Raw genomic sequence first — 25584 nt, 5'->3', positions numbered from 1 at the left:
GTGGTGCCTAGACGACGCGGGCCGCTACTGGATCAAGCGCACCCTTGACGAACTGGCTGCTCGTGCTGCCGGGCTGAGGGGGCAAGGGTGAGTGACATTCCCACGATTGACGACCCAACGCATGGTGCTATCCATTGGTTTAGCGGTGAAGGCCCAAAGCCAGCGGAGTCATATACGGGAGACTGCGACCACTGGGGTCAATCCGTTATTGCCTACGGGTGGGACCTAAAGCACTATGAGCTGGTGGAATGTGGGATTGAAGGCGACGGTTCCAATGGCTGCCAATCCCGTGCGTGGTCTGATGATAAGTCGAGAATCACTACACCTTGGATGCGAATCCTGACCCACACTGCCCATGAGTAAGGACCAACCCTGTCGGTGCTGGACGGAACCAGCCCGATTCCACGAAGGCCACTGCTGCATGGAACGCGCCGGACTCATGTGCCACCAAGTATCTGGCATGGCAGCACTCGAAGCCACCCAATCCCCTGCCGGCTGATTTTTGCCGGTCAACCACGAACGACTGAGCCGCCTAACACGGGCGGCTTTTTTGCACCCAAAAAGAGAAGGAAAAAGATGAAACCCGGCATATATGACGGACTGAAAAATTCCGAATACCACGCGGACCACACCGCACTGTCATCGTCAGGATCGAAGCTAATCCTGGACAAGTCACCGCTCCACTTCAAGGCACGGCAGTCCATCAAAGAAACGAACGAGGCATTTGAGGTTGGGACACTCACCCACTCCCTCGTCCTCGAAAACGACGAGTCGCAGGCAGTCGTACTTGACTTCGATAGTTGGCGCACGAAAGCGGCAAAAGAGGCGGCGGCGGAGGCCCGGTCAAGCGGACTAATCCCCGTCCTGCCCGCACTTTGGGACGAGATACGCGCCATGAGGGATGCCGTTTGGGCCAACGCGGATGCCGCGCTCTTACTCTCAGGCGGGAAAGCTGAGCAGTCGATCTTCTGGAAGCACGAATCGGGCTCAACGCTCAAATGCAGACCAGATTACTACGTGCCAAATTCACCAATCGGGCCGATCTGCGTTGACCTAAAAAGTTCAGTCTCCGCCGACCCGTGGGAGTTCGACAAGAGCGCATCAGACTTCGGCTACTTCGGTCAGCAGGCATGGTACGAGGACGGCATTGAGGCCGCCGCAGGATCCCGGCCAACATTCGTTTTCATCGTCGTCGAAAAGGGCGGCGTGCCAGCCGTATCACTCCCAGAGCTTGACCCGGAAGACGTTGAACTAGCCCGTGAACGCAACCAGTTGGCAATCAAACTCTGGAACAAGTGCCGAGAAAATAACGAATGGCCAAGCTACCAACCGGCTCCTAAGGCGCGCATGAAGCCATGGACACGAATCAAAATTGAAAGAGAGTTGGAAAGAGCATGAGTAACGAAATCGTCCCGATGGGGACAATGAGTAAAGTCGAATACGCCAAGACGCTGGCGGTTTCCAACCTCCTCCCAAAGGCCTACCAGAACAATCCCGCAAACCTTCTCTTCGCAATCGAGTTTGCCGAAGCCCTAGGAATGAAGCCGATCCACGCAATCACTTCCGTGCACGTCATCAACGGGAAGCCGTCAGCGTCCGCCGACCTAATCGGAACAATGGTTCGCCGCGCAGGTCACCGCCTCCGCGTTGTCGGTGACGACACTTACGCCGAGGCGACGTTGGTACGGCAAGATGATCCAGACTTTGAGTTCAAAGCCAGGTGGGACATTTCAAAAGCCAAGCAGGCAGGGCTCAATACCCCAACATGGAAGAACTACCCGGCCGCGATGCTCCGATCACGTGCCATCACAGAAGTGTGCAGGGCTGGCGCGCCGGATGCAATGCACGGGATTCAGCACTCAACCGAAGAACTCGAATCTCTGGGAGAGTCACCAAGCCAAGCCCCGGCCCAGTCGGTGGCGGACAGGCTCAGGGCAGAAGTCCCAGCGCCCACGGATATCCCCGTTGACGACGACGGTGTTGTGGATGAGCCAACCGACTGGATCGCACTCGCTGACGCAGCCAACGGGAACGAGACAGAACTGCGTCGCATCCACGCAAGCGCCGAAATGGCAGGGGCTCACAGCGCAGACCTCGAATACATCAGAGGATCAGTCAAATGATCGACCCAGTAGCTGGTCAAGTAATCGCCAAATTCCATGCCGCGCCGATCCACATTGCGGACATCAAACAGTGGTGGCCGGTTGGTCATCAGGTTGTCATGAACGAGTGCTTGTACTTCCACATCACCCCCGAAACGGCCCGGCAATGGGTTCAGGTCCTAGAACAAATCGCAACGAAAGAAGATGCATAGCAATGGCGAATGAATGGGATGAAGGGTCAATAAGCCATGCGGACAAGGAAGGGATTGAAGAACTTTTCTTAGGAAGATCAATCACCGCCGCAACCGAAACAACGCTAACGCTCGACAACGGCAAAACACTCACAATCCATGGCAATGAGGGGTGCGGAGGTTGCGGCGAAGGGTGGTACGAAATCAGCAAGCTTGCAACATTCCCGAACATCATCACCGCCGTCGAAGTGAAAGACGAAGAAGAAGAATCCTACTCGGGTAACGTGCGGATGTTCGTTTACTCGGAGGGTATCGGGGCCGAGGTAATCACGGCAGAAGGAAGCGATAACGGCTACTACGGCACCGGGTTCTGGATCGAAATAAACACAACGAAAGAAGAAGGATAAAGATGGCAGATATCAAGGTTACCGGAAATGCTGGCCGCGACGGCGAAATGAAATACACAACGTCAGGTTCGCCGTTCATGAGTTTCAGCCTCGCAGACTCAAAGTCACGCAAACTCGAAAACGGAGAATGGGAGACGCTGGCCGAACAGTGGCTTGAGTGCACAATCTGGGGCAGCCTCGCAGAACACTACGACGGGAAAATCACCAAAGGCTCAAGACTCACGGTCTACGGCGACTTCATGTCCCGCAAATACGAAGCCAGGGACGGATCCAAGGGGACAAGCCTCGACGTGAATGTGAAAGGCGTGGATATCATGCCATCACGCAAGGGTGGTCAGCAGCAAACATCAGCGAACCGGGCTGGCGGGTTCAGTGGCGGCAATGGAGGTATCCATGGCAATAGCAGCCAGCCAGCCCAGGATGACCCGTGGGCGACACCACCAACGTCCGACACGGGCGGCGGATGGGGCAACTTGGCCGACTCGGATCCTGCTTTCTAGCCACCCCACCATCCTGTTACCCGCACATCATGTTGCGGGTTTTTTTATGCCCGAAAAGTGCGGGGAGTAGCCAGTAACGGTTAGTCCCCGCACCCACACCAGAAGGAGACCACAATGACCCTTTACGCAGCCCTGATAGCGGGGCAGGACACAATAACCAGCCACCCAACCATTGAAGGTGCCGCACTCGAAGGAACGCAGGCCGCCAACACGAGCCCCGGCACCGAGTACACCATCATCCAACGATTCCCCAACGGCGAATGGCACGGACTCTACAACGGCAAAAGTGTCCAAGAGATCGTTAGCGGGTGGGCATGACCGCGTGCCGTAGAGGGTGCTGCTGGACGCCAACAACGTGTGCCCGTCAGCGCGCTTGTCCGTGCCACCTGGTACCACTCGCGCAACTACTCGGTGCACCAACCGTGGAAGCACCAGGGCGCACCGCATACCGGGATCCAACAGGCGACACGGCAGTAAGCAACCAGATGCGCGGGAAGGACAAATAGTGGCCTACAAATACGCCGGCACACGAACAATTGAGCCAGCAACAGTGCCAGCGAAACCACGTAAGCGGCGGCAACTGAAACCATGCGGGACAGTCGGGGCGGCACTCAGGCACCGAGACAACCACGAACCGCTTTGTGACCCCTGCGCCGCCGTCCTCTATGAACACCGCCGCAACAAACGCCACGAAAAACTAGGCCACACAACCGAGGCGCGCATCAAAGCAGCACGCGGCACAGCATCAGGCCGAAAAGCACACAACCGCCGCGGCGAAAAAGCATGCGAACCCTGCATGGAAGCAGCCCGCATAGAACAACGAAAAACGAAACGGAAGAGGTGAGTTATGGCTAGAAGCGCCCGCCAGAAAATGCTTAGGGCAGCTGCGAAAAAGGCCGGATATACCGCATTCCGCCCTAACTGCCCAACCCCAGAAAAACGCGCCTACGCAAATGAGGAAGCAGTACGCAAAGCACTGCGTAGCTCAAGCTACATCGGCAAGCCAATCAGCATATATACCTGCACATGCAAAAAGATCCACCTGACCAAAAGGAGGCAAAACACATGGGGTACCACCACGGCGACAGTAAGGCCCGACTCGAAGCACTCCGACACAGACAGCAAGTCGAAGCCGCAGAAGTCGAAAGAGCCGAAAAAGAGTTAGCCGAAATCATGGCGCTCGAAGCTGAACTGGACCGTATGCGGAGGAATCGGGAATACGTCGCGGGAGAACTCAGAAAGCACCGCGAAGGGACCGTCACCCACAAGACCCAACTCCGCCTGCCAGAACCCATATACGGGGGCCGCAAAGGGCTCCTGGCAGCAGTAGCGGAAGCAAAAGAACACGAGTACAAGCTGCAAACATCCAACCGGACAACATAACAACGAAAGGAGGCAGGTATGAGGATCCGTGGCACTAAACCTGAATTTTGGAAATCCCGAAGAATCGCGTCAGTCTCATGGGGCGCAAGGCTGGTCCTAAAGGGGCTCGAATCGTACGTTGACGACAATGGCGTTGGGGTTGATGACATTGAACTTATCGTCACTGATGTGTTTCCTCGCGACATGTTCGCTAACCCTCGCGAGACTGTCGCGAGGGTGTCCGAAGCCATTTCCGAGCTATACCAAGCAGGTTTAGTGCACCGATATGAGGGCAGTGGGGACGGTTTGCTATACATCTCATTCTGGGAGTCTGCACAGCGAATAGACAAGCCGGGTAAGGGTAGAAATCCGCGCCCTGACGGGACTTTTGAATACAAACAGTCCGAAATTCGCGAGAGTGTCGCGAGCCCTCCCGAAGTAGTCGCGCCTGTAACAGGGGAACAGGGGAACAGGGGAACAGGGGAACAGAGTAAGAAGACTAGTCCGGCAAAGCCGAACGTGTCCGACGAATTTATCGACTGGTACCTCGAATACCCAAGGAAAGAATCAAAAGGCGTCGCGGAGAAGGCATACGCCAAAGCGAGGAAGCTCACCGGACACCAAGAGCTAACCGAAGCCGCGATCAGATACCGCGAAGACCCCAACCGTGACCCGTCATTCACGAAACTCCCAGCAACATGGCTCAACGCAAAATGCTGGGAAGACGGACCACTACCCGAACGAGCACCACAAGGCGGGATGCGCCCCACTGGATCCCAGGTGCGTTTACAGGCTGGCCTTGAGCTGATGCAAAGGACACAGGCCAAGCAGGAACGCCAAGCGCAAATATTCGAGATTGAAAGGTGACCCGATGGATTTGATGGAAACAACCCGCCTCATTATCTGGGTCAATCAGTTCGATCCTTTCGTGCAGGCAAATGATGCCGCCGCCGACATTTGGCAGCACTCTATGGGGCCGATCAGTTACGCCGAGGCTGAGGAATCGGTGGTAGCTCATTACCGGCTGAATCCGGGTCAGCAGGCGCAACCGGGCGGCATCTTGAAGCGGGCGTTGAACAACCGCGCATCGAAGGAAGCCGGGCAGCGTGCGATTGAGGTTCCGCAGACCCGCCGCGAACTTGAACAGGGCGACGGGAAACTCATGCGCTATTGGCGGCAACGCAACCCAGACGAATGGGTGCGCCTAATGGAGCAAGGCAAGCAGGACCGCCGCGACGACCTAGACAAGCGCGGCCTCGCATGATCACGACCCCGCATACCCCGGCTGAGACTGCTTACCGACGCGCCTACTACCTGAGGGCATTGGCGGCATTTGAGGCGGAGAAGCTGACACCCGGCCCGTACCACCGCCTCCAATGGCACGTAACGAACGCAGCAAACGAAGCCACACCAGGCGGTGCGGCTTTTTCTATACCCAGGGAGAAATCAAATGCAACTCACCCACCCGAAGTGCCATAAGGAATATCCGAGCGGATCGACTGCCGGGCACTGTGCCGCGTGCTGCGAGACGTTCATTGGGTTGACCGCGTTTGAAGCTCACCGACGAGGCGAGCACGGAACCCCTAGTCGTCGCTGTGAAATTACGTCCGAGCGTTGGGCTGATGATCGCGGCTACTTCCACTACGGCCCGCGCCTCACGGAAGAGCAGAAGAAAAAGAGGTTCGGCACCAAGAACGACGACCCCACCACGGCCTGACACGCAGCACCTAGGACAGCGAAATAGCCCAATTGCGGGCACCTGTTAGGCCGGGCCAATTTGAACCCGGCAAAACCGAGTTATCACAACCAAGAAAGAGGCACCAAATGAGCGAAACACCAGTGCGAGTCCAGCGAAAAAGAACCAAGGGCTGGCGCATGCCGGAGAACACCGTCTACGTCGGGCGCGGTTCCAAGTGGGGAAACCCGTACAAAGTTGGTGCGTGGTCGGCTTACTGGTCTGGCCCAGGCTTCCGTAGTCCAAGCAGACCCACCCCTATCCCGCGCATGGATGCAGAAGAGGTGACTGGCATCTACCGGAACATGGTAAGGGCAAACTGCGCAGCGTTCAATCGCGATGAAGTGCCCACTGAACTCGCCGGGAAGAACCTGGCGTGCTGGTGCCCGCTGGACCAGCCCTGTCACGCGGACGTGCTGCTTGAGATTGCGAATACCAAATGAGTGACACGGATTTGACGGTTGAAGAACTTGACGCAATGGAACCCGGCGATCAGGTGTTGGCGGATGTTCCAATTCGCGGACCTTGGCTAAAAACTGACCGTGGCGGGTGGTCATTTGGGCCATTCCTTGGCGACTCGAATTACCTCATCCGCGTGTGGGGGCCAATCAGCAGAACGCCCAAGCAGGGAGACCAGAAGTGACGAACGAAAAAATCCTAGACATTGCCAACTCGCTCATCGATGCGTGCGCCGCATCCCGGTTTTCCCAGGAGCAGGTTGATAACTGCGAAAGGTTGGCTGCCGAGCATGCCCGGAACCGGAGTGAGCACGAGGCCGAGATTGTGGACCTAATAGACCAACTCCACATTCTGCGGTACCCAGCAACCACTAGCATGCCCACCCCGCCCGCCCCACAGCCCGCAGGAGACGCTACTGGCGGCGAAACGGGTGAGAGTGCCACCGACACCAAACGAGACCTGCACGGGCCATTCCAGGTAGGCGACGTGGTGGTTGTGCGCCTATCCTCATCTTCTTTGAACAAACGTGTTGGCGAGGTTATTCAGATTGAGGGCATGCTCATATCGGTTGAACTGAAAGAGGTGGTCACTTTAGCAACCTCAGCAACACGACTTTGGTTCCACCCTTCAAGCCTCGAATTGTTGGTGGAGGAACTGTGAGGCACGTAACCATCGACATCCCGGCCCCAACTTTTGCCCCAGTCCGCAAACGCAAAACAGGGCTACTCGAAACCGTTGGGCCATTCATCAACAGCAACCAACGCTACAACCGGCACGCCAAAGCCAAAATGATAAAAGCCTGGCGCGAAACCGCAGCTAAAAAAGCAAACGGGATACCACAATTCGGGCACCAAGTCAGGATCCTCGCGCACATCTTCAAGCCAATCGACACCTACAGGTTCGACCCCAACAACCTCGCTGACACCACCAAGGCAATCGTTGACGGGCTAGTAGACGCCGGCCTGTTCATTGACGACTCACGCCAATACGTCCTTGGACCAGATCACCGTTGGGGCGGCAAGGGTGCGGCGGAAATAGTACTCGAAATAACCGAAATAGGAGCACCGGAATGACCTCGAACATGTTCAAGGTGTTTCGTCGGGCAGAGAACCCCAAGCAGGGCATGACGCTGGCAGAACTAAACCAATTCATCCAAACCGCCGATAACGCAGGCATCGACCCCCGCACACCCGTTCGCATAACCGCAGGCTGGACACGGCAACTCCAAATCATCGAAACGAGAGTGGACAAATGACCAGAGAAGGTAAGTGCGATAGGTGCTCAGCTGAGGTAGAAAGCGGTCTACCTCAGCCGGGACTAACAAGACTGTGGGGAAAGGTTGACCGGCACACATGGCTGATCAGGTTCAACTACCTACGTATGGCCCGATGGGAAGATGCCGATACGTCGAGCAGTCTTATCGAGACCTCCTTCCACACGGAAATCAACCTATGCGACGACTGCTGGGGTGATGTTCTGGTTTTTGCCAATAAAAAGATCGAACCTAAGCCAAGAAAGGCAAGAGTGGACAAGTGAGGGCGCGGATCTTGAATCAGAACTACGCGTACCGGGAAGACGGCAACCTGCACCCGGTAAAACCAGCACGCAAACCATGGCACGTCCATCACGCCGGAACCATACGCCAATTCCACACCCACCAAAAAGCAGTTGCATTGGTTGCGAAACAGGTTAGGAAAGGGAAGCTGTGAGTAAGCGCAAGGACAACAAAGGCGGCGGCAAAGTAGGTGTTGCATACCTCAAAATTGCGCCCACATTCCCACCACACATGAACACCAATGGCTACAACCGCACCGTGAAAAAGGGCGACCAGATAGGCACAGCAGGATCAAGTCACCAAGTCGCAGGGATAATCCACCACGCAGAAAGCTACTGGTTCGGTAAGCCACTAACACCATGGCAGGTTGAATGCCTCGAAGCGATCATGGAAGGCAAGGCAGTGCCCGACCCATGGGAGCCTATGGCGAGGTTAGCCAAGCCCGCCATAGATTACGTCATTCAAATCGTGGCAAACACCAACCGCGTCCCCCACGGCAACACACCACTAATCCACAACGGAAAGAAGGCTCGGCAATGCAACCAGAAAAAATGATCGTGGGCCAAGCAATGTTCTATATGGACGGAGAGTGGGTAGATCTAAAAAATGTTTGGGTCGATGGATTCTCAATAGACGATGAGATGCCCGAAGAAGCAACTGCCACAATTCAGCCACGAGAACTATCCATGTCGTTTTCGTGGAACAAGCCGTCATCGCGCAAAGCAAAGAAGCGGTTCAGAAATATTCTCCGGGTCATGTTCGATATCAGGCAGAAGAAAAGTATTAGCCGTCCATCGGTTATACACAACGGAAAGAAGCCGAGATGACCGCCAAGGTAGATATCGCATACAACGGCAAAGACTACCTAGCCCACTGCGAAAGAGACGACCAAATGTACTACGGCGGGCAACGAGAAGCCGAAGAGTGGGCAGAGAAACACAACCGCAAAAAGCACGCATGGGACGTGATGAATGCGGACCAAGCCCACAACAAGGCCGACAGTATGCACGCACTAGCCCGCATACTCCTAGCCTTTTTCATCACAACAACCGCCGTAGCCATGGCCTACGCGATTCAAGATGACCTGCAAGGGATCGACCGGATCGTAAATTTTCTGACCGCAGCGTTATTCGGAGCTTCTTGGGTGCAGGCGGCGGCAGTTGCCACGGAACGACGCACCAAGGCCCGCCATATAGAGCGCAAAGAAATCATCAACCAAATGCGAGGTGACGCATGACGAATGAATGCACCACTGAGGACTGCGAAAACTTCACATCCACATACCTCTGCACACAATGCGTCACCGACCTGCAAGCCTGGATCAACCAAATCCCCGCACTTATCCCAGAACTAGACGTAACCATCGCCAAACAAGACGTAACCCGACCCCAAAACATGGGAGGAAGCGGAGGCGGCAAACCAGGATCCACAGCACCAACCAACCTCGACGCATCACAAATCAAAGAGAACCTACAAAGCGTCTACCCACACGCCGCAAACTACACACAAGACCAACACGCAGCCGGACTCGCATCACTCATTAAAGAATGGGTAACCAAAGCCGAACGACTCATCAGCGGCCCAGAAGCAGAACGCGTCAACCACGCCGCAATCAAAACCCGCGTGAAAGGAATCGCCCCCGCCATGACAACACGCAACCTAATCCCCTGGCTCCGAGAAAAAGCCGGACTCAGCATCACCAGCCAAACCATCCGCCACTACGCCCACAAAGGCTACCTACGCGCCGTCGAACGCGACCCGCTCCCCACCTACTACCCACACGACGTACTCGCTACCTACAGCGAACACGGAAAGGAAACCGCCTAATGCGATACCTCACCCCAAAAAGCAACGACACCGGCATCTGCGAATACGGGACATGCGCCGACCAAGTGCCAGACGGAATCACCATCCAACTCTGCACCCGACACCTCCGCAACGCATACGCCGCGCACATAATCGTTGAAGGCTTGCACGAAACAGCACACATGAGTTAAAGTGTTCCTGAACGGCCTAACAGCCGTACCCACAACCCGCCAAGCCAACAGGCCAGCGGGTTTTTTAGTGCCCGAATCCTTCCACATTCGGAGGTCACTATCTGCCCGCGTCAGGCTCAAGACGCACGCCTACCGCTGAGAAGCAGGCAGGCAACATCCCCCGGCGAGTATGCCGCATCTCCGAACTGATACTAGTCGAGGTCGAAGCGCTGGACAGGTGCAACTCCTGTCAGGGGGGCGCGGGCCGGCCCACAAACAACCGTTGTCTTGGTCGACAGGCTGGGTCCTCATTGCCCACCAAAGGTCAGGCCGGGGCGCTAAGGCACATCTCAACCCTGCAAAGGACAGACCTGCCAGAGACAACGGAACACCGGGTTGCCGATAACGACGGCAACGGGCTCACGACCCGACAACCCACTGAGCAAACCGACCGATGGTCAAGTAATGGACACGAACAACTCCGCACAAGCATCGCGAGTCGGCAAGCTCAACCCGGTACGTGAGGGGCAAACGCATGACAGGCAGCACACGCGACGGCAAAGGACATAGAGCCTACCGACGCAAACAAACCAGACTCAAACGCGAACAACGAGCATGCGCACACTGCGGGAAACCCATCGACTACACACTCCCACCAACAGACCCAATGTCCTTCACCGCCGACCACCCACAAGCAATCAACAACGGCGGACACCTATACAAACAAGACCTGCAACCAATGCACCGCTCATGCAACGCCAAAAAAAGCGACAGTGCACCACCAACAATCAGACCAGCCACATAGACCCGGGGGTACCCCCCTTATACCACACATGCTGCCAGCCTCCCGCCTCTCCGGGCATTTTTTCCTGCGCACTATTTCGTGTGAATCGCACTATTTGGGAGGCCCTTAGGCCTGGGAGGTTCTTTTGCCTAGAGCTAAGGCCCCTTGTGGGTCGTATTCGGCGTATAAGCGTCATTTGCGTGATGGTGAGCCGGTTGATGAGTTGTGTCGTCAGGCGTCCGTGGAGCGTTCACGTGAGCAGGTTCGGGCTAGGTCTGCTGATGAGCCTGATAGGCCGCTTAGGGACGTTCCTGCTGCTCCTGTGGGCAGGTCGCGACTTGATTCTTTGCGGTGGAATATGGATTTGGTTGAGGCGGCCATGGCTGAGGTTGATGCGTCTAAGTTGGCTCCTTTGTCTAAGCGTCATTCTGAGCTGTTGGCGGATATTGCGGCTGTTGAGGGCGCGTCTGTGGTGAGGGAGGTTGATCCGTTCGATGAGTTCTTCAGCGGTGATGTCTCTAACGTTGCCAGGTTCCCAGCGCCCTCGGATAGAGAAGCGTCCTGATGCGGTTGGCACGTTTGGTCCGAAGGTTTCGGAGTTTTGCCGGTTGTGTGGGGTTGTTTTGGATGATTGGCAGTCGTATGTGATTGATGCGTTGTTCGCTGTTGATGAGGCGAACGAGTGGGCTGCTACCGAGTTTGGGGCTTTGGTGGCGCGTCAGAATGGCAAGGGAGAGATCCTGGTTGCCTACGATTTGGCTCATTTGTTTTTGTTTCCTCGGCCGGATAAGCGGCGGAAGTCGATCCTTCATACGGCGCATGAGTTCAAGACGGCCATGGATGGTTATGACCGCTTGCGTGGCGTTGTAGAGTCCGTGCCTCAGTTGAGTGCGCAGGTCGAGAACGTTTATAAGGGCAATACGGCGTCGATCATTTTGAAGCCTAAGCCTGGACAGACGAGCTTGGGGAACCGGATCAAGTTCATTGCCCGGTCTAAGAACTCTGGGCGCGGGTTTTCTGCTGACGTGATTGTGTATGACGAGGCGCAGGAGCTGAGCGTTCCGGCGCGTAACGCGTTGACGTACACGCAGTCTGCTGTGCCGAACCGTCAGGAGTTCTATACGGGCACGGTCCCTGAGGATGGTTTGAATGATTCCGAGGTTTTCGAGGGTGTGCGGGATCGTGGGCGTTCGAATGATGTGAATCGTACTGGTTGGGCTGAGTGGTCGCCGGCTGGTTCTGAGGATCCCGATCTTGCTGAGTTGATTGATCTTGGTGATGAGAAGGTTTGGGCTGATTCGAACCCTGCGAAGGATATCCGCATCCGTACGGAGACTATCGCTGAGCAGCATGACCGCGATAAGAGCCCGAATAGGCAGGACTTTGGGCGTGAGCGGTGCAGCGTGTGGCCCAATCGCCGCCCTGAGCAGGAAGTCATTCATAACGACATCAGCTTGAAGGCTTGGGCCGATAGCTTCATGGAGGGCGCGGCCCTTGGCCCTAACCCGGTTTTGGCGGTTTCGTTGGGCCGTGGTGGCGGGTATGCGACCATTTCGGCCGCTTCCAGGAGCGGTGAACGGATCTTTGTTGAGACTCGGGACACCAGGTTGCAGACTCTCTGGGTTCCTAAGGCTTTGCGGGCGTTGCAGGACGCCCTTTCGCCGTCCCTGGTGGTCCTGGATGAGAAGAACTGCGCACCGATCCTCACTGACCTTTCCATGGCCGGTGTCGGCTACATGGGCGTGAATGCTGGCGAGGTTGCTGGCGCGTTCGGGCTGATGGTCGAGTCTGTGAACGCCGGCATGGTCCTTCAGCGCGGGCAGGATGACCTTCTGCAGTCACTCAAGAACGCGACTACCCGCCCTTTGGTTGGTGGTTTGACGTGGGATCAGACGGACCCTTCCGAGCCCATCACGCAGATCCAGTCAGTGACTCTAGCCCATTGGGGCGTGAAGAAGTCAGAAGCTTCTCCCGCTAGGGAACCAGCCGTTATTACAGGAATCAGGTGATTGTATGGTGCTGAATCAGACTGAATTATCTCAGCTCATAGCCGATGACATTTTGCCTGCCGCTACGAAGGAATGGGCACGCCTTCGCTTTGTCCAGAAGAACATTGACGGCGCTTTGGCTAGGACGTGGATGCCAGAACATGCGGACCTTGAGTACAAGGATCTTTTCCGCAAGGCCGCTTCTCCGTGGCTTCAGTTCGCAAGGGATTGTATCGCTCAGGGGCTCATAGCTGATGGCTATAGTGACGGCAGGGTGTGGAGTGATGCTTGGCAGGCCAATGGGATGGACGGCCGCCAGGGGGCTCTGAACCGTGAGGTTGTTGGCCTTGGCTACAGCTTCCTGATGTCCCTTCCCGCGGATGGTGATGGCGTTGTCATGCGCCCCTTGTCTTCTCACCAGACGTTCCAGACTAAAGCGGAGCCTTGGGATGAGGATCCGGAGTACGTTTTGCATCGCGTCAATGACAAGCTCTGGTATTTCTTTGACGCCGAGGCCCGCTACATCATCAAGGGCACACCGAAGAAGATCGAGAAGCTTGAAGTAATCCCGCATGATCTTGGGTTCACTCCTGTTTCGATGATTGCTTCAGAGTTTGCGATGGAAGGCGTTCCAAGGTCCCCTATGCAGCCGGCGTTCCCGGTGTACAAGCGGATCGTGGATGCGACTTTCACGTTGCAGATGGTTCAGCGTTACGGCGCGTTCCCCCAGATGTGGCAGTCTGGCGGCACTATCGGCAGGGATACTAACGGGAATGCGCTGGTCAGGCCCTCCATTGACACCATGATTCACGGCTCTGGCGAGGGTGAGGTCAGGTTTGGGAACTTCACGGCCGCCGATATTGGGCAGGTCGCTTCCGCGGTTGACACCCACATCAAGCATTTCTCGGCAGTTTTGCAGGTTCCTCCGCATTACATGCTTGGCGCTATCGTCAACATGTCCGCCGAGGGCATTGCGGCCGCCGAATCTGGGTACTTCCGAAACCTTGATGACCTCAAAGTTGTCATGGGCGAAGGTTATGAGCAGGCCATGCGAAATAGCGCGGCGATCCTTGGCATGGAGGCTGCGGCGCAGGACTCTTCCTCGCAACTGCACTGGCAGGACACTTCTTCGAGGTCTCTAGCCCAGATCAGCGACTCCATGGTGAAGCTGAAGACCCTAAACGCTCCCCTCGAAATGCTCTTTGCGATGATCCCTGGCTGGTCTAAGGACGACGCTATTGAAGCTGCTGATTACGCCCGCAAGAACGGCGATCAGGTCATTCCTGAGGCCATACAGGCGAAATCAGGAGATTCGGTGCGCGCTATAGCAGCACTCCCACAAACCCCACCCGTTTAGCGGGGATGCAGTGACGGCAACTGCTCATTTTGCCGGTATATCGACGGATTCACGGAGGAAATATGTCTGAAGCAGCGCCCGAGGGCAACCAGGAAGCGTCCGACGCGGGGCAGATGGAGAGTTCTTACTCTCCTCCGGCTACGCAGGCTGACCTTGACAGGATTATCCAAGACCGGCTTTCCCGGCATGACAAGAAGTATGCCGATTATGAGGACCTCAAGACGAAGGCCGCCGAAGCTGAGAAGCATGCGGAGGCTAATAAGTCTGAGCAGCAGAAAGCAATTGATGCTGCCCGCGAAGAGGGCGCCAACGAGGTGACGGGTAAGTTCACGACGAAACTTGTGAACGCCGATATCCGCGCCACGGCCGCGACTCTTGGTTTCTCTGACCCGAAGGACGCGATTGCGCTTTACGGCGACATCTCGGAGGTCGAGATTGGTGAGGATGGGCCTGATGGTGACGCTATCAAGGCCCGGCTTGAGAAAATCGCCGAGGAAAAACCGTACCTGCTAAAGGCAACCGGTTCCAAGCCTGCCCGCCGGCCTTCGCCGGCGCGAGGCGAAGAGTCCGACGCTGCGCCAACGGGATCCGGTAAGGGCAAGGCCGCATCAGCCCTCCGGCAACTTGGCGCAGCTCGAAAATCCCAGTAAATAGCTACCCAAAACCTTTAGGAGACCACCATGGCTGATATCAGCCGTTCCGACGTTGCCGCCCTTATCCAGGAAGAGTACCGGGATTCCCTGCTCGGCCATGCGTTCAACGCGTCCGCTGCTCTGTCGGCGTTCGAAAATGTGCCCCTTGGCACGAAGATCACCAACCTCCCCGTCCTGGCGTCACTGCCTGAAGCCGGGTGGGTGTCCGAATCTGTCAGTACTTCTGCCGGCACGAAGCCAACGTCCAAGGCAACCTGGTCGAACAAACAGTTCGTGGTTGAGGAAATCGCCGTCATCATCCCGGTGCACGAGGATCTGCTGGAGGACTCGACTGAGAACCTGCTGGAGACCCTGACGAAGCTTGGCGGGCAGGCCATTGGTAAGAAGCTCGATCAGGCCGTGTTCTTCGGTACTGACAAGCCGACCACATGGACCTCGCTGGATCTTTTCGCTGCCGCTACGGCAGCCGGGAACATCTTCCAGCCGACCGCTACAGCCGGTGTCGCTGACTTGGGCGGTTCCATCCTCCAGGCAGCCGGTGCGGTCGCTGATTCTGGCGCCGAGCCAGGCGTGATGTTCTCTGCTTCGGGGTTGCGCTTCCGTCTCGCTAACCTGCGTGCAACCGATGGCTCAACCGTGTTCCTGCCGTCCTTGAACGCCGGTGTTGGCACTGACAGCATCTACGGCCTTGACGCCCAGTACCTGAAGAACGGTGCATGGGATGCCGCGAAGGCAACCGCTATGGTCGCGGATCCTTCCTTGGTGAAGATCGGCGTTCGTCAGGACATCACGGTGAAGTTCCTCGATCAGGCAACTGTCGGCGGGATCAACCTTGCAGAGAAGGACATGGTTGCTCTGCGCTTCAAGGCTCGTTACGCCTATGTCCTCGGCAATGTCCTCCAGTCCAACGGGACGCTTGGCGAGCCTGTAGCGGCTGTCACCAACCCGGCAGCGTAAGGGGATAGTCGTGGCACCAGTGCTTATTCATAGCAAGTCCGGGCGGTCCATTGATGTTGATGATGTGTCCGCAGAGTATTACCAGGTTCATGGCTGGGTGGTAGACGAATCAAAAGCCCAGGAGGCTGCTGAGGCGGAAGCCAAGAAGGGGAGCGACGATGCTGGAACTGACTCTAGCGAAGGTGCAACCACTCCTCGCAAGACCACCAGCCGTAGCGCAACAGCCAAGAATTAATGGCTGGCTCGCCGGCCTTGGGGTAATGCTGAACGGCAGATACGGGGATTCCCTAGTACCTGCCGTTGAGCCTCTTTTCCTCGTCTTTGTAGCCGACGCTATTCAGCGCCGCCTTGATAAGACTAAGCAGATGGTCGATTCAGAAGGGGCTGGTCCGTTCAACGTTCGCTGGAACGCGGCCAGTTCCCTCGGCGGTTGGTTCCTTCAGCCCGAGATCGACGAAATGGACGACCTGATGGGATTCGCCGGCACCCGTTCTTATCGGACAGCGGCCCCAGACGCTATCCGGTACGGGAATCTTTCGAGGCAGTCAATGTTCGATGAGGACCTTGACCTTGGGGAAGAGGCGGGCGTTGATGTTCCCTATGTCTGATGGGCAGACTGTTGATCGGCTGCGGCGAGGCACTGTCATTGACCCGTATTCGCAGGAGCCGACGTTAGCTGATTGGGACTCTGCGACTGTTCTTGAGCTGGAGGGTGTGGCGATTGCCCCATCCTCCAGTAGCGAGACGGTGGCGGATAACCGTGGGCAGGTCATAACGCAGATGAGTATTTACTGCGGTGTCGATCAGGATGTTGCGGAACATGACCGGATCCGCGACAGGAACGTTCTGTGGGAGGTTCAGGGCGAGGTCGCGCAGTGGCGCAACCCGTTCACCGGCTGGGCTCCTGGTGCCGAGTTTTCCATTAGGAAGGTGACCGGGTGATGGGGAAAACGACGTTCAATAACGATTTCTTCGACCGCCTGGGCCATTCTTCTGGTATTACTGCTTTGCTCCTTGAGAAGGGCGAGCAGGTTGCCGCTAATTTTAGGGCCAATGCCCGCGTTGACACTGGCGAATACCGGAACAGTGTTGTCGTTAGCGTGAAAAGCGCGGCCCGTAGGAACGTCGTGCTGGTGACGGCTATGGATGACAAGGCGATGGTTTTGGAGTCTGAGGACGGCGCGTTGGCGAGGGCTCTTAGGTCGGTGGTTTCTGGTGGCTGATGCGGTCATTTTCTCCGATATTGAGATGTTCTTGACGGCCCATATTCGTTCTGAGCTTGTTGCTCATGGCCGTGTTGGTGGGTTCGTTTCTAATGAGTTTTCCCCTTCGGATAGGGCACGTCCACCGTTTCAGGTGATTGTGCGTGATGACAGTGGCACGCGGACTGGTGTTGTTACGCGGTCTACTTCTGTTGGGGTGACGGTTCTTGGTTCTGACAGTCTCAAGAAGGACGCCGCTACTAGTCTGGCGCTCTTAGTCACAGCCATCGTAGAGGGATGCGCCAGCACGGCCCCTGATAACCCTGTGGCTGCCGTTACGGACAGCAACGGGCCTTATAAGGTTGCCGACGATTCTGGCTTCCCTCGGCGTTACATGTCGTTTGTGCTGTCCGTTGTGGGTAGTCCTTTCAGTTAGACCTAAACCAATAATCATCTTGAGCCATCCGCTGTTTGCGGGTGGCTTTTTCTTTGGAGGAAAACATGGCCGCAGACGGCTTTGGCAATGACGTAACAGCGGTTGGCGTACCAGTCACCGGGCACATGGGCATCGCGCCTTTCGGGACTGCGATTCCTTCTGCGGTGGAGGGCGGTGCGGATGACTATGTGCTTCCTGTGGCGTTCAAGCTCCCTGGCCTCTTGACGGAGGATGGCGGGTTTGAGTGGGCTATGGAGGCGGATGGTGACCCGATTGTCTTCTGGCAGGACGGATTCTCGATTCCTTCTGGCCTCGCGAACGTGACGCTGACTGTGAAGTACGCGCAGACGGACGAGACGGTGCGCGGAATTATTCGGGGGAAGACCCCGGACGCAAACGGCTTCATCACCATTGATGGTGGCGGCACGTCGGTCAAGTACGTGGTGTTCACGGAGGAAATCTTCAAGAACGGCCTCATCCGGCGCCGTGTTGCGGCGAACGTGAGTATCGAGTCTGTCTCTGAGGACAAGTCTGAGCGCGGCGCCGTTCTCGGGTATGAGGTTGTCTACAAGATCGACCGTTCCCCGGCGCTGAACAACGACCACCTTGGCGAGTGGCTTATCCCCGCCACCCCTTAATCAGCCATTTTGGGCTCCTAAACCTGCGGCCGGGCGTCTCTTTGATGGGTAGGCGCCCGGTTGCAGTTCCACCCATCTGAAACCCATCAGGAACGAGTTTTGTTATGACCGCACGTAAAGCCCCGGCAAAGGACGACACGGCACCCGTCAAGGCGGGCGAGCCTGGACCTAAGCCACGCCATCAGGTTGTTGAGCACACGCTGAAATGCCAGACGACAGCGGACGGTGAAATCAGCCTGTCCCTCCTGCTTCCCTATGCGCGCATGAAAGTCCTCATGGCAATTGAAGAGCAGGAACTCAGCGAAATACAGATGGTTGACTACATGCTTCAGAACGTCATTCCCGCCCCGGAGGCAACCACTTTGATGGGCCTTCAGGATGGCGGCGACACCCTAAGCTTTGCGATGGCTTGGCTTGAGGCCGTGGGCGCTCGGCTCGGCGGGCAGCAGGGAAAATCTGGGCCTTCCTCAAACTAGCAGCGAACCATTGGCCTGCTGTCCGCTATGACTTCAGGCACCGCCTGGGGATCAGCGCGGACATCATAGGTCGGGATGAGTGCAGTTATGAGGAAGCAGCCGACTTGATTGAGGGCCTGACCCTTGAGCTTGATTCGCATCTGAGTATGTCGATGCTCGGCTGGAAGTATCCGGCAAGTCGCCACGAAATTTACGACGCGATCACGGCCGCCCGTGTCGTTGGCGCGACGCTCGGTAAGAACGAAAAGCCCCTGGTCTTGGACCTCCCATGGGATACGGCGAAAGCAGCCGATTCTGTGACTCCCGAAGAACGAGAAGCCCTCGCTAAGAAGTTGAGGGCACGTAGCGCCTTCGCGCAAAAACGGATGGAGCCCTAACACATGGCTGATCAGGTAGGCGCCGGCGAAGTTGCTATTGCCCCAACATTCGTAGGCTTCCGGGGGAAGGTCAACTCTGAGGTTGAGACTTCCGGTTCCGAGAGCGGGAGGAAGTTCTCTACCGCGTTCGGTTCTGCGGTGAAGGGCATTGGTTCGTTCGTTGGTAAGGGCCTACTTGCTGGCGGTGCTGTAACGGCCGCTATTGGCGCGTTTAGCATCAAGGGCGGCATCAGTAAGGCCCTCCAGATTGAAGACGCCACGGCGAAGATGACGGGCCTTGGTAACAGTACCTCGACTGTCTCTGAGGTCATGGCTAATGCCTTGTCCGCCGTGAAGGGTACAGCGTTTGGGATGGGCGATGCGGCTAACGTCGCTTCCACCGCCCTGGCGTCTGGTATCAAGCCCGGCGAAGAGATGTCAAAGTACCTGACGCTTGTTGCTGATGCTGCTTCCACCGCCCAAGTTCCTTTGGGTGAGATGGGCTCCATCATGGGCAAGGTCACTAACTCGGGCAAGGTCACTAACGATGTCCTGAACCAGTTTGGTGATCGTGGCGTTGGCGTTTTGCAGATGCTCGCTAAAGAGTATGGCGTCACGTCTGAAGAGCTCACCAAGATGGTCTCTGAGGGCAAGGTTGACGCGGCGACGTTCAACAAGGTTCTGACCGAGAATCTGGGCGGTGCTGCGAAGCGTTCTGGTGATACGACGCGTGGCGCTTTCGCGAACATGAAGTCAGCTATGGCTAACTTCGGCGTTGCCCTTATTGGCGGGTTCTTGCCGCTTGTGAAGCCGGTATTCAACCAGATTCAGAAGCTTTTCGAAGGTCTGACGAAGCGTCTGAAGCCGTTCGCTGATGCGTGGGCTGCGGCGTTTTCCGCTAAAGCCGGCCCCGTCATTGAGGGGTTCGCTGATAAGGCGCTCACTGCTTTCGATAAGATCCTCGGCTCTATCAGTGCTTTTGTGTCCGCGTTCCGTGCTGGCGGGGATGAGGTTACTTCTTCTGGGCTGAATGGGTTCATCGAGCGCCTCGGCCTTGTCACTGGGAACGTTTTCCGCGAGATGCGCGGCGGCTTCCTCGCTTTCTCCGCATCCTGGGTTGCCTTCGATGGGGAGGTTACTTCCGTGGGCTTCCCAGGCTTCATGGAGCGTCTTGCTTTCACAACGAAAACCGCCCTGGTGGAGATGCGTGGCGCGGTCACTGCTTTCGGCGCCGCATGGACGGCCAACGATGGCGAGGTTACCAGTTCCGGGCTCCCCGGCTTCATGGAACGCGTCGCGTACGTTGTCCACCAGGTTGTTGACGCTGTAGGGCAGCTTGATTTCAGTTCGTGGACTGCTTTCACGGGTTCGCTCGGGACCGCTGGTGGAACGATTGGTTCCGCACTAGGCCCGGCCCTTGCTTCCATGGGTCAGTCTCTCAGGACGCTCTTGCCAGCTGCGCAGGAGTTCGCTAAGCAGATGCCCAACATTGGCGGGGCTGTCGCTAAGGTCGCCGCTGTTGGGCTTACGGTCCTCACCACGACGCTGGCGTTCCTCGCTGACAACGTGGACACGATCATCGCTTTTATGCCTTTGATCGTGGCGGGGTTCATTGCGTGGAGGATTGCCACTGCCGCTACGGCCGGTGCAATGTTCTCCTTGCAGGCTGCCCAGGTTGCTATGGCTCCGGTGAACTTGGCTAACAACATTCTCAGGGTCACGGCTATTCGCCTTGAGATGCAGCACGCTGCGGCTACGGGCGCAAACACTGCGGCCCAAAACGTTGGCATGTTTGCGACTATCCGGGCTACTGCTGCGATGGTAGCCCAGCGGGTTGCTACGGCTGCTGGCGTTGTTGCTATGGGCATTGCTACTGCTGCCCAGTGGGCTTGGAATGCGGCCTTGAGCGCGAACCCTATTGCCTTGGTTGTTCTAGCTATCGCGGCACTTGTCGCGGGTCTGATCTGGTTCTTTACCCAGACGGAACTTGGTAGGGCGATCTTCCAAAGCGTTTTCCAGTTCATCCAGGACACGGTTAACAACGTCCTGGTCTGGTTCGCTGGCACGCTCGTCCCCACGCTTATGGCCGTCTGGGCTTCCATCCAGGCGGGCCTTGCGGTCTTGGGTTCGTTCTTCTCCGATACGTGGAGCAACGTCACAACGGGCGTTGGGGACTTCATCACTGGTCTTGTGCAGTTCTTCATTGACTTGCCGGGCAAGATCCTAAGCGTTCTCGGGAACCTTGGCACTCTGCTCCTGGATTCGGGCAGGTCTCTGATTCAGGGGTTCATTGACGGTATTTCTGGGATGGTCGGGGCGATTGGTGACGCTGTTGGTGGTGTCCTTGATTTTGCCCGTGACTTCTTCCCGTTCTCGCCGGCTAAGCGTGGCCCGTTCTCCGGTTCTGGGTACACGTCGAACTCGGGTAAGGCAATGGCTGGTGACTTTGCTAAGGGCATCACTTCTCAGCAGGCACAGGTTGGTGCGGCGGCTAGTTCGCTTATGAGCGCCGCAACACTGACGGGTGACGTAAGTGTTGGCGGGGCTGCTGCGGGGGTTGCTGGTGGCGGTTCTGCGGCTCTTGGGAACACGTACAACCTGACGGTTCCAGTTCAGCGTGACATGGACCCTTACGAGTTGGCTCACGCGATGGATAACCGACTCAACCGAGCATTAAGGATGGCCCGATGAGCGATGAGATTTCTATGCGGATCGGGTCGGTGCAGTTTCATGGCCGGCCCGGTCTTGGACCGTTTGTTGTTGCGAAGGATGGGCTGGATGGGTGGTCTGATTCGGTTGCGTTGCGGGGTGAGGATGTTGCCCGGCAGGGCGCTCCTGGGTCTTATGTGTTGCGGAGGTATTCGGGGACGCGGACGGCTACTCTGACTGGTTTCATTTTGCCGAAGTCGCGAGATGAGGGCGAGGCGCTGGCTACACGCCTTACTGGCCTTGGGGCTGGCGTTGACCCTGTGCGCGTCTACGTCAGTAAGGGCGGCGTGACGTTGTGGGCTGATGCGTTCGTTGAGCTCGTGAACGTTGACGAGCGTCATGGGTCGGTTGTGCGTGATGTGCAGATCCAGTTGTTGTGCCCAGACCCTCGGAAGTATGGCGGGGATAACTCGTTTACGATCCCGTCTTCGGTGAGTACGTCTGTTTATCACCGGGGGAATGCGCCTGCGTTCCCGAAGTTTATTGTTGCGGGTTCGATGCCGGGTGGTTACACGATCACGGTGGGCGGTTCGCAGTTCAAGGTGACCGTGCCGCTTGTTAGTGGGGTGTCGCATGGGATCACGTTTTCTGATGGACGTTTGCGTATTCGCGGGGCTGTTGTTCACGGCGGCGTTGGTACTGCCGAGACGCTTGGGATTGCGGCTGGCACTATTCCTACCGTTTTTTTGGAGCCTGTGACTACGGGTTCTGGGACTGCTTTTTTGACGCTTACTGACACGTTCATTTAGGGGGCCGGTTTGGCTTACAAGGTTTGGGCGATGGATACGGCGTCGTGGTCTGGGAAGGTGTTGGTTGAGCCGTCCGCGATTTCGTGGGGCGAGACGATGAATGGCGGGTCGGGTGGTTCGGCTACATTCAACCTTGGGGATCCTGGGGTTGCTGAGGTTGCTGGGCCGTTTAGTTTGTCGGTGCTCGATCATTTGCTGGTTGTTGAGCACGCGGGCGTCCCGGTGTATGCGGGGTTCATCACGGATCACGAGTACGACAGAGACACGAAGGTGTTGACGGTTCAGCACAATGACTTGTGGTGGTTGTTGGCGCGCAGGAACCTTGTGGCGATGATTCAGTCGAAGGTCGCCCCTGTGGTGTTGAACCTGTCGGGTTCGTTGGCGAACATCGCGAAGTACGTTGTGTATGAGGGTCTGAATGATTTGCCGGTGAGCCGCTACAGGGTGCCGATGATCTTCCCCGCTGATCAGTCTGGGCCGTTTAATCGCAAGTACGAGGGCCACCGCTTCCCGATGATGCTGGATGCTTTGAACGACATTATCAACACCGAGGGTGGGCCTAACGTTGCGTTCCGGCCACGGTGGACGAATAACGGCCAGGACATTGAGTGGGTCATGCGTGTTGGTGACCTGAAGTCGAACGTCTGGCAGTGGAACATTGGCGCGGATGAGTCGCCGGCGCGTGGGATGAAGATGCGCCGGTCTGGGCAGAAGCTCGCGACGAAAATCATCGCTACGGGTGAGGGCACGGAGACTGACACGTTGGTGGGGATTGTGAACAACTTCCCCGTGACGACCTACCCTGCCATTGACATGGTTGTTGCATACAAGGACGAGTCGAATACCACTAACCTTCGCAGCAAGGCGTACGGCGACCTTGCTGCGTACACGATCCCAACATGGCAGGGCAGCTTTGAGGTTCCACACGATGGAGACCCAAACGCCGCGCAGATCCTCGTGGGCGATGAAGTCATATGGTCCGTCACTAATGACCCGTACATCAACGCTGGCCTGCATCGCTGGCAGGTCATAGACATTACGGGCGACCTCGGCCAGTTCCTCACCCTCAACATTCAACCGCTCGTATAGGAGGCTGGTATGCGCGTAGACAACCTTGACCGTAGCCAGATAGAGGATTTGTTGCGGCGGATCCGCAACCTTGAGAACGCCTCACCCATGAATAACGCATCCATTGGTGCGAACGGCGTGCGGGTGTATGGCGGTGGCGGGATCACGATTGAGAACGGCGGCTTGAACGTCACGGGCTATGCCACGATCACCGGCACGTTGAACGCTGACGGCACGATCAACATGACTGGCTTATTCATCGCATCCGGTGAGGTTCGCCTGAACGGGACCGTGATCGCTACCGGTGACTTCAACATTGACGGACCGCTACTCGTGGACGGCAACACCGTCTTCAATGGCACACTGAACGTCAACGGCATCACAACCATCGCCGGGGACACAACAGTTACGGGCAAGTTCGTTACTAACGGCCCGGTAGACATCAACGGGCTCACGAAGATCACAGGCGACACCACCGTGACCGGGAAGATGGACGTAAACGGCTCACTGAACATCAACGGCGTAACAACTGTGAAAGGTGACTTCCGGCTCCAGGGAAACATGAACGTCACCGGGGCCGGGAAGATCACGGTAGGTAACACGGTCATTGACCCGTCTGCGGCGAACGGTGGCATCGCGTTCAGTTCGGGCGGTGGCATTGGTGGCAACGGTGGTGCTGTCCTGATGCGCGGATCCTCAAACGCTGGCGTGCTCGCGGATAACTTTGCGTCACTGTTCGCCGGCGCCTATTCGGTCGATGCGAAACCGGACGGTGTTTACATCAACGGCCTGCCGACAACTACGCAGAAACCTAACCTGTGGATCGACCCGGCGAACGGGAAGCTGTATAGGTCAACCGCGACCCTGGCTTAGGGGCAGATGTACTTTTTGGCAGCGGCGGCAACGCTCAGGTGGTCTAGGGCAAGTTCAATGCTCGGGTACTGCTCGATCACTGCTTCCCGGTAGGCGTCTCGATCACGGATGAGCAGGTTAGCGCACGCCTCGTATGCCTCACGGTAAATAGCCGCATCGCTGGCTTCCAGTTCAACAAGGACCGGCCGCAGATCACCGAGCATTGTTTGGCGCTGCTCGGCACTAACATCTCCCACTCGCTCTACCTCAACGACCGGCGCTGCCTGCTGTATCGGTGCTGAACAACCGGCGAGCGCAATGCCAGCGAGTACTGCAAGGGCTGCTATCTGCTTATTCATTTCTCAATCCATTCGGTGAGTAGCTGCCGGGTGACTTCTGAGACTGTTCGATCTTCTGCAGCCGCTTTGGTTCTTGCGGATTCCCAGAGTTTGTCTTCAATCCTGATTGTGTGTGGGGTCGTTCCCTTGCTCATGTGAACAACTTACGGGGTGTATTACACCCTGTCAATAGCCATAGTCCTCGCCCTCCTTGTGGGGCTTTTTTTATGCCCGAAAGGTGGTACTCCATGCCAAATGTGACCGGGGAACTCAAAGACATTGTTGGGTCAACCCTTGTTTCGAGGGTGGGCAGGTTGAGGTTCCGGCTTGTTGAGCCATCCATCGTTGGCTCTGGTGTCTCAGCCGGACGAATCCTCCCCACTGCTGATGTTCTGGTGGCCCCTGATTCTGTCGGCGCTTGGAACGTGAACCTTGCATCCACGGCAACGCTGCTCAACGACGCCTATTACACCCTCTCCATTGAGTGGATCGAACCGGGGATGCCGCTAACGGACTTCCCCGATTGGGAGATACGCGTCGGATCCCGTGGCGGTCCGCTTTCCGACTTTATCGAGTTTGGCGGGGGCCGTCCTTCTGGTGGCCCGAACCTTTCCATGGTGCTTCTTAGCCTCACTGAGCCGCCTGGTTTGCGGCGCGGGCAACTGTGGTGGCAGACCAACCCCGACGACCCTACTGACCCCCGCAACACGGGCCGAATCTACATAGGAGCATAA

The 25584-nt window shown here is 56.9% G+C and carries 37 protein-coding genes; 35 read left to right on the top strand and 2 right to left on the bottom strand.

Annotated elements, in window-relative coordinates:
* The first annotated feature begins 576 nt into the window (after window positions 1–576).
* The 34 genes from QMG79_RS14215 (at window position 577) to QMG79_RS14060 (ending at window position 24533) form a co-directional block, all read left to right on the top strand.
* The gene (locus tag QMG79_RS14215) at window positions 577–1398 is read left to right on the top strand and encodes a PD-(D/E)XK nuclease-like domain-containing protein (RefSeq protein ID WP_283539233.1); all 822 of its coding nucleotides are present in this window, start codon (window positions 577–579) and stop codon (window positions 1396–1398) included.
* Window positions 1395–2123: a hypothetical protein gene (locus QMG79_RS14210; RefSeq protein ID WP_283539232.1), complete on the top strand. Its 729-nt coding sequence runs from the start codon at window positions 1395–1397 to the stop codon at window positions 2121–2123. The genes QMG79_RS14215 and QMG79_RS14210 overlap by 4 nt, the downstream gene beginning before the upstream one ends.
* Window positions 2120–2314, top strand: a complete 195-nt coding sequence (locus QMG79_RS14205; protein WP_283539231.1) for a hypothetical protein — start codon at window positions 2120–2122, stop codon at window positions 2312–2314. Before QMG79_RS14210 ends, QMG79_RS14205 begins: the two co-directional genes overlap by 4 nt.
* Before the next feature lie 2 nt (window positions 2315–2316).
* Entirely contained in the window at window positions 2317–2700 is a 384-nt protein-coding gene (locus tag QMG79_RS14200; RefSeq protein WP_283539230.1) for a DUF7448 domain-containing protein, read from the top strand.
* Window positions 2701–2702: 2 nt separating this feature from the next.
* Entirely contained in the window at window positions 2703–3200 is a 498-nt protein-coding gene (locus QMG79_RS14195; RefSeq protein WP_283539229.1) for a single-stranded DNA-binding protein, read from the top strand.
* Window positions 3201–3314: 114 nt separating this feature from the next.
* Window positions 3315–3518, top strand: a complete 204-nt coding sequence (locus tag QMG79_RS14190; protein ID WP_283539228.1) for a hypothetical protein — start codon at window positions 3315–3317, stop codon at window positions 3516–3518.
* 747 nt (window positions 3519–4265) lie between these two features.
* A complete protein-coding gene (locus tag QMG79_RS14185; RefSeq protein ID WP_283539227.1) occupies window positions 4266–4583 on the top strand; it encodes a hypothetical protein in 318 nt (105 codons plus the stop codon).
* A gap of 18 nt (window positions 4584–4601) precedes the next feature.
* Window positions 4602–5429, top strand: a complete 828-nt coding sequence (locus QMG79_RS14180; RefSeq protein WP_283539226.1) for an LvrA C-terminal domain-related protein — start codon at window positions 4602–4604, stop codon at window positions 5427–5429.
* Window positions 5430–5433: 4 nt separating this feature from the next.
* The gene (locus tag QMG79_RS14175) at window positions 5434–5826 is read left to right on the top strand and encodes a hypothetical protein (RefSeq protein WP_283539225.1); all 393 of its coding nucleotides are present in this window, start codon (window positions 5434–5436) and stop codon (window positions 5824–5826) included.
* A gap of 186 nt (window positions 5827–6012) precedes the next feature.
* Window positions 6013–6279, top strand: a complete 267-nt coding sequence (locus tag QMG79_RS16650) for an FDXHR family putative zinc-binding protein (RefSeq protein WP_502934746.1) — start codon at window positions 6013–6015, stop codon at window positions 6277–6279.
* A 107-nt stretch (window positions 6280–6386) separates the two neighbouring features.
* Window positions 6387–6740 (top strand): DUF4326 domain-containing protein, encoded by a 354-nt coding sequence (locus tag QMG79_RS14170; RefSeq protein ID WP_283539224.1) that lies wholly within the window; start codon window positions 6387–6389, stop codon window positions 6738–6740.
* Window positions 6741–6936: 196 nt separating this feature from the next.
* Window positions 6937–7416 carry a hypothetical protein gene (locus QMG79_RS14165; RefSeq protein WP_283539223.1) on the top strand — a complete coding sequence of 160 codons (480 nt, stop codon included), beginning with the start codon at window positions 6937–6939 and terminating at the stop codon, window positions 7414–7416.
* Window positions 7413–7829 (top strand): RusA family crossover junction endodeoxyribonuclease, encoded by a 417-nt coding sequence (locus tag QMG79_RS14160; protein WP_283539222.1) that lies wholly within the window; start codon window positions 7413–7415, stop codon window positions 7827–7829. The genes QMG79_RS14165 and QMG79_RS14160 overlap by 4 nt, the downstream gene beginning before the upstream one ends.
* Window positions 7826–8011, top strand: coding sequence for a hypothetical protein (locus tag QMG79_RS14155; RefSeq protein ID WP_283539221.1), 186 nt, complete (start codon window positions 7826–7828; stop codon window positions 8009–8011). The genes QMG79_RS14160 and QMG79_RS14155 overlap by 4 nt, the downstream gene beginning before the upstream one ends.
* Before the next feature lie 450 nt (window positions 8012–8461).
* Window positions 8462–8866 carry a hypothetical protein gene (locus tag QMG79_RS14150; protein WP_283539220.1) on the top strand — a complete coding sequence of 135 codons (405 nt, stop codon included), beginning with the start codon at window positions 8462–8464 and terminating at the stop codon, window positions 8864–8866.
* 268 nt (window positions 8867–9134) lie between these two features.
* Complete coding sequence (locus QMG79_RS14145; protein WP_283539219.1) at window positions 9135–9548, top strand: hypothetical protein; 414 nt, start codon at window positions 9135–9137, stop codon at window positions 9546–9548.
* A gap of 407 nt (window positions 9549–9955) precedes the next feature.
* Window positions 9956–10138 (top strand): hypothetical protein, encoded by a 183-nt coding sequence (locus QMG79_RS14140; protein ID WP_283539218.1) that lies wholly within the window; start codon window positions 9956–9958, stop codon window positions 10136–10138.
* 684 nt (window positions 10139–10822) lie between these two features.
* A complete protein-coding gene (locus tag QMG79_RS16645; protein WP_502934745.1) occupies window positions 10823–11092 on the top strand; it encodes an HNH endonuclease in 270 nt (89 codons plus the stop codon).
* Window positions 11093–11429: 337 nt separating this feature from the next.
* The gene (locus QMG79_RS14135; RefSeq protein ID WP_283539217.1) at window positions 11430–11636 is read left to right on the top strand and encodes a hypothetical protein; all 207 of its coding nucleotides are present in this window, start codon (window positions 11430–11432) and stop codon (window positions 11634–11636) included.
* Between the two features lie 79 nt (window positions 11637–11715).
* Window positions 11716–13080 carry a hypothetical protein gene (locus QMG79_RS14130; RefSeq protein ID WP_283539216.1) on the top strand — a complete coding sequence of 455 codons (1365 nt, stop codon included), beginning with the start codon at window positions 11716–11718 and terminating at the stop codon, window positions 13078–13080.
* Window positions 13081–13084: 4 nt separating this feature from the next.
* The gene (locus tag QMG79_RS14125) at window positions 13085–14416 is read left to right on the top strand and encodes a hypothetical protein (RefSeq protein WP_283539215.1); all 1332 of its coding nucleotides are present in this window, start codon (window positions 13085–13087) and stop codon (window positions 14414–14416) included.
* Window positions 14417–14478: 62 nt separating this feature from the next.
* Window positions 14479–15066: a hypothetical protein gene (locus QMG79_RS14120; RefSeq protein ID WP_283539214.1), complete on the top strand. Its 588-nt coding sequence runs from the start codon at window positions 14479–14481 to the stop codon at window positions 15064–15066.
* Between the two features lie 30 nt (window positions 15067–15096).
* Window positions 15097–16026 (top strand): phage major capsid protein, encoded by a 930-nt coding sequence (locus QMG79_RS14115; RefSeq protein ID WP_283539213.1) that lies wholly within the window; start codon window positions 15097–15099, stop codon window positions 16024–16026.
* A 10-nt stretch (window positions 16027–16036) separates the two neighbouring features.
* Entirely contained in the window at window positions 16037–16261 is a 225-nt protein-coding gene (locus QMG79_RS14110; RefSeq protein ID WP_283539212.1) for a hypothetical protein, read from the top strand.
* Between the two features lie 130 nt (window positions 16262–16391).
* Window positions 16392–16634 (top strand): hypothetical protein, encoded by a 243-nt coding sequence (locus QMG79_RS14105; protein WP_283539211.1) that lies wholly within the window; start codon window positions 16392–16394, stop codon window positions 16632–16634.
* A complete protein-coding gene (locus QMG79_RS14100) occupies window positions 16627–16968 on the top strand; it encodes a hypothetical protein (RefSeq protein WP_283539210.1) in 342 nt (113 codons plus the stop codon). Before QMG79_RS14105 ends, QMG79_RS14100 begins: the two co-directional genes overlap by 8 nt.
* Window positions 16968–17249 (top strand): hypothetical protein, encoded by a 282-nt coding sequence (locus tag QMG79_RS14095; RefSeq protein WP_283539209.1) that lies wholly within the window; start codon window positions 16968–16970, stop codon window positions 17247–17249. Before QMG79_RS14100 ends, QMG79_RS14095 begins: the two co-directional genes overlap by 1 nt.
* A 480-nt stretch (window positions 17250–17729) precedes the next feature.
* Window positions 17730–18302 carry a hypothetical protein gene (locus QMG79_RS14090; RefSeq protein ID WP_283539208.1) on the top strand — a complete coding sequence of 191 codons (573 nt, stop codon included), beginning with the start codon at window positions 17730–17732 and terminating at the stop codon, window positions 18300–18302.
* A 104-nt stretch (window positions 18303–18406) separates the two neighbouring features.
* Window positions 18407–18778, top strand: a complete 372-nt coding sequence (locus QMG79_RS14085; RefSeq protein WP_283539207.1) for a hypothetical protein — start codon at window positions 18407–18409, stop codon at window positions 18776–18778.
* A gap of 104 nt (window positions 18779–18882) precedes the next feature.
* Window positions 18883–19155: a hypothetical protein gene (locus QMG79_RS14080; protein WP_283539206.1), complete on the top strand. Its 273-nt coding sequence runs from the start codon at window positions 18883–18885 to the stop codon at window positions 19153–19155.
* A gap of 3 nt (window positions 19156–19158) precedes the next feature.
* Window positions 19159–21825 (top strand): tape measure protein, encoded by a 2667-nt coding sequence (locus tag QMG79_RS14075; protein WP_283539205.1) that lies wholly within the window; start codon window positions 19159–19161, stop codon window positions 21823–21825.
* The gene (locus tag QMG79_RS14070; protein WP_283539204.1) at window positions 21822–22592 is read left to right on the top strand and encodes a phage tail family protein; all 771 of its coding nucleotides are present in this window, start codon (window positions 21822–21824) and stop codon (window positions 22590–22592) included. The genes QMG79_RS14075 and QMG79_RS14070 overlap by 4 nt, the downstream gene beginning before the upstream one ends.
* A 30-nt stretch (window positions 22593–22622) precedes the next feature.
* Window positions 22623–23681, top strand: a complete 1059-nt coding sequence (locus QMG79_RS14065) for a hypothetical protein (RefSeq protein ID WP_283539203.1) — start codon at window positions 22623–22625, stop codon at window positions 23679–23681.
* Between the two features lie 9 nt (window positions 23682–23690).
* Entirely contained in the window at window positions 23691–24533 is an 843-nt protein-coding gene (locus QMG79_RS14060; protein ID WP_283539202.1) for a polymer-forming cytoskeletal protein, read from the top strand.
* On the opposite strand, the gene QMG79_RS14055 is transcribed toward QMG79_RS14060, so the two are convergent.
* Both QMG79_RS14055 and QMG79_RS14050 read right to left on the bottom strand, forming a co-directional pair.
* Window positions 24530–24871: a hypothetical protein gene (locus QMG79_RS14055; RefSeq protein ID WP_283539201.1), complete on the bottom strand. Its 342-nt coding sequence runs from the start codon at window positions 24869–24871 to the stop codon at window positions 24530–24532. The genes QMG79_RS14060 and QMG79_RS14055 overlap by 4 nt on opposite strands.
* Window positions 24868–25005: a hypothetical protein gene (locus QMG79_RS14050; protein WP_283539200.1), complete on the bottom strand. Its 138-nt coding sequence runs from the start codon at window positions 25003–25005 to the stop codon at window positions 24868–24870. The genes QMG79_RS14055 and QMG79_RS14050 overlap by 4 nt, the downstream gene beginning before the upstream one ends.
* Window positions 25006–25098: 93 nt before the next feature.
* On the opposite strand from QMG79_RS14050, the gene QMG79_RS14045 reads away from it, so the two are divergent.
* Entirely contained in the window at window positions 25099–25584 is a 486-nt protein-coding gene (locus tag QMG79_RS14045) for a hypothetical protein (RefSeq protein WP_283539199.1), read from the top strand.

Source organism: Pseudarthrobacter sp. PS3-L1 (assembly GCF_030063285.1).
Taxonomy (GTDB): domain Bacteria; phylum Actinomycetota; class Actinomycetes; order Actinomycetales; family Micrococcaceae; genus Arthrobacter.
This window is presented reverse-complemented; position numbering and strand designations above follow the sequence as displayed.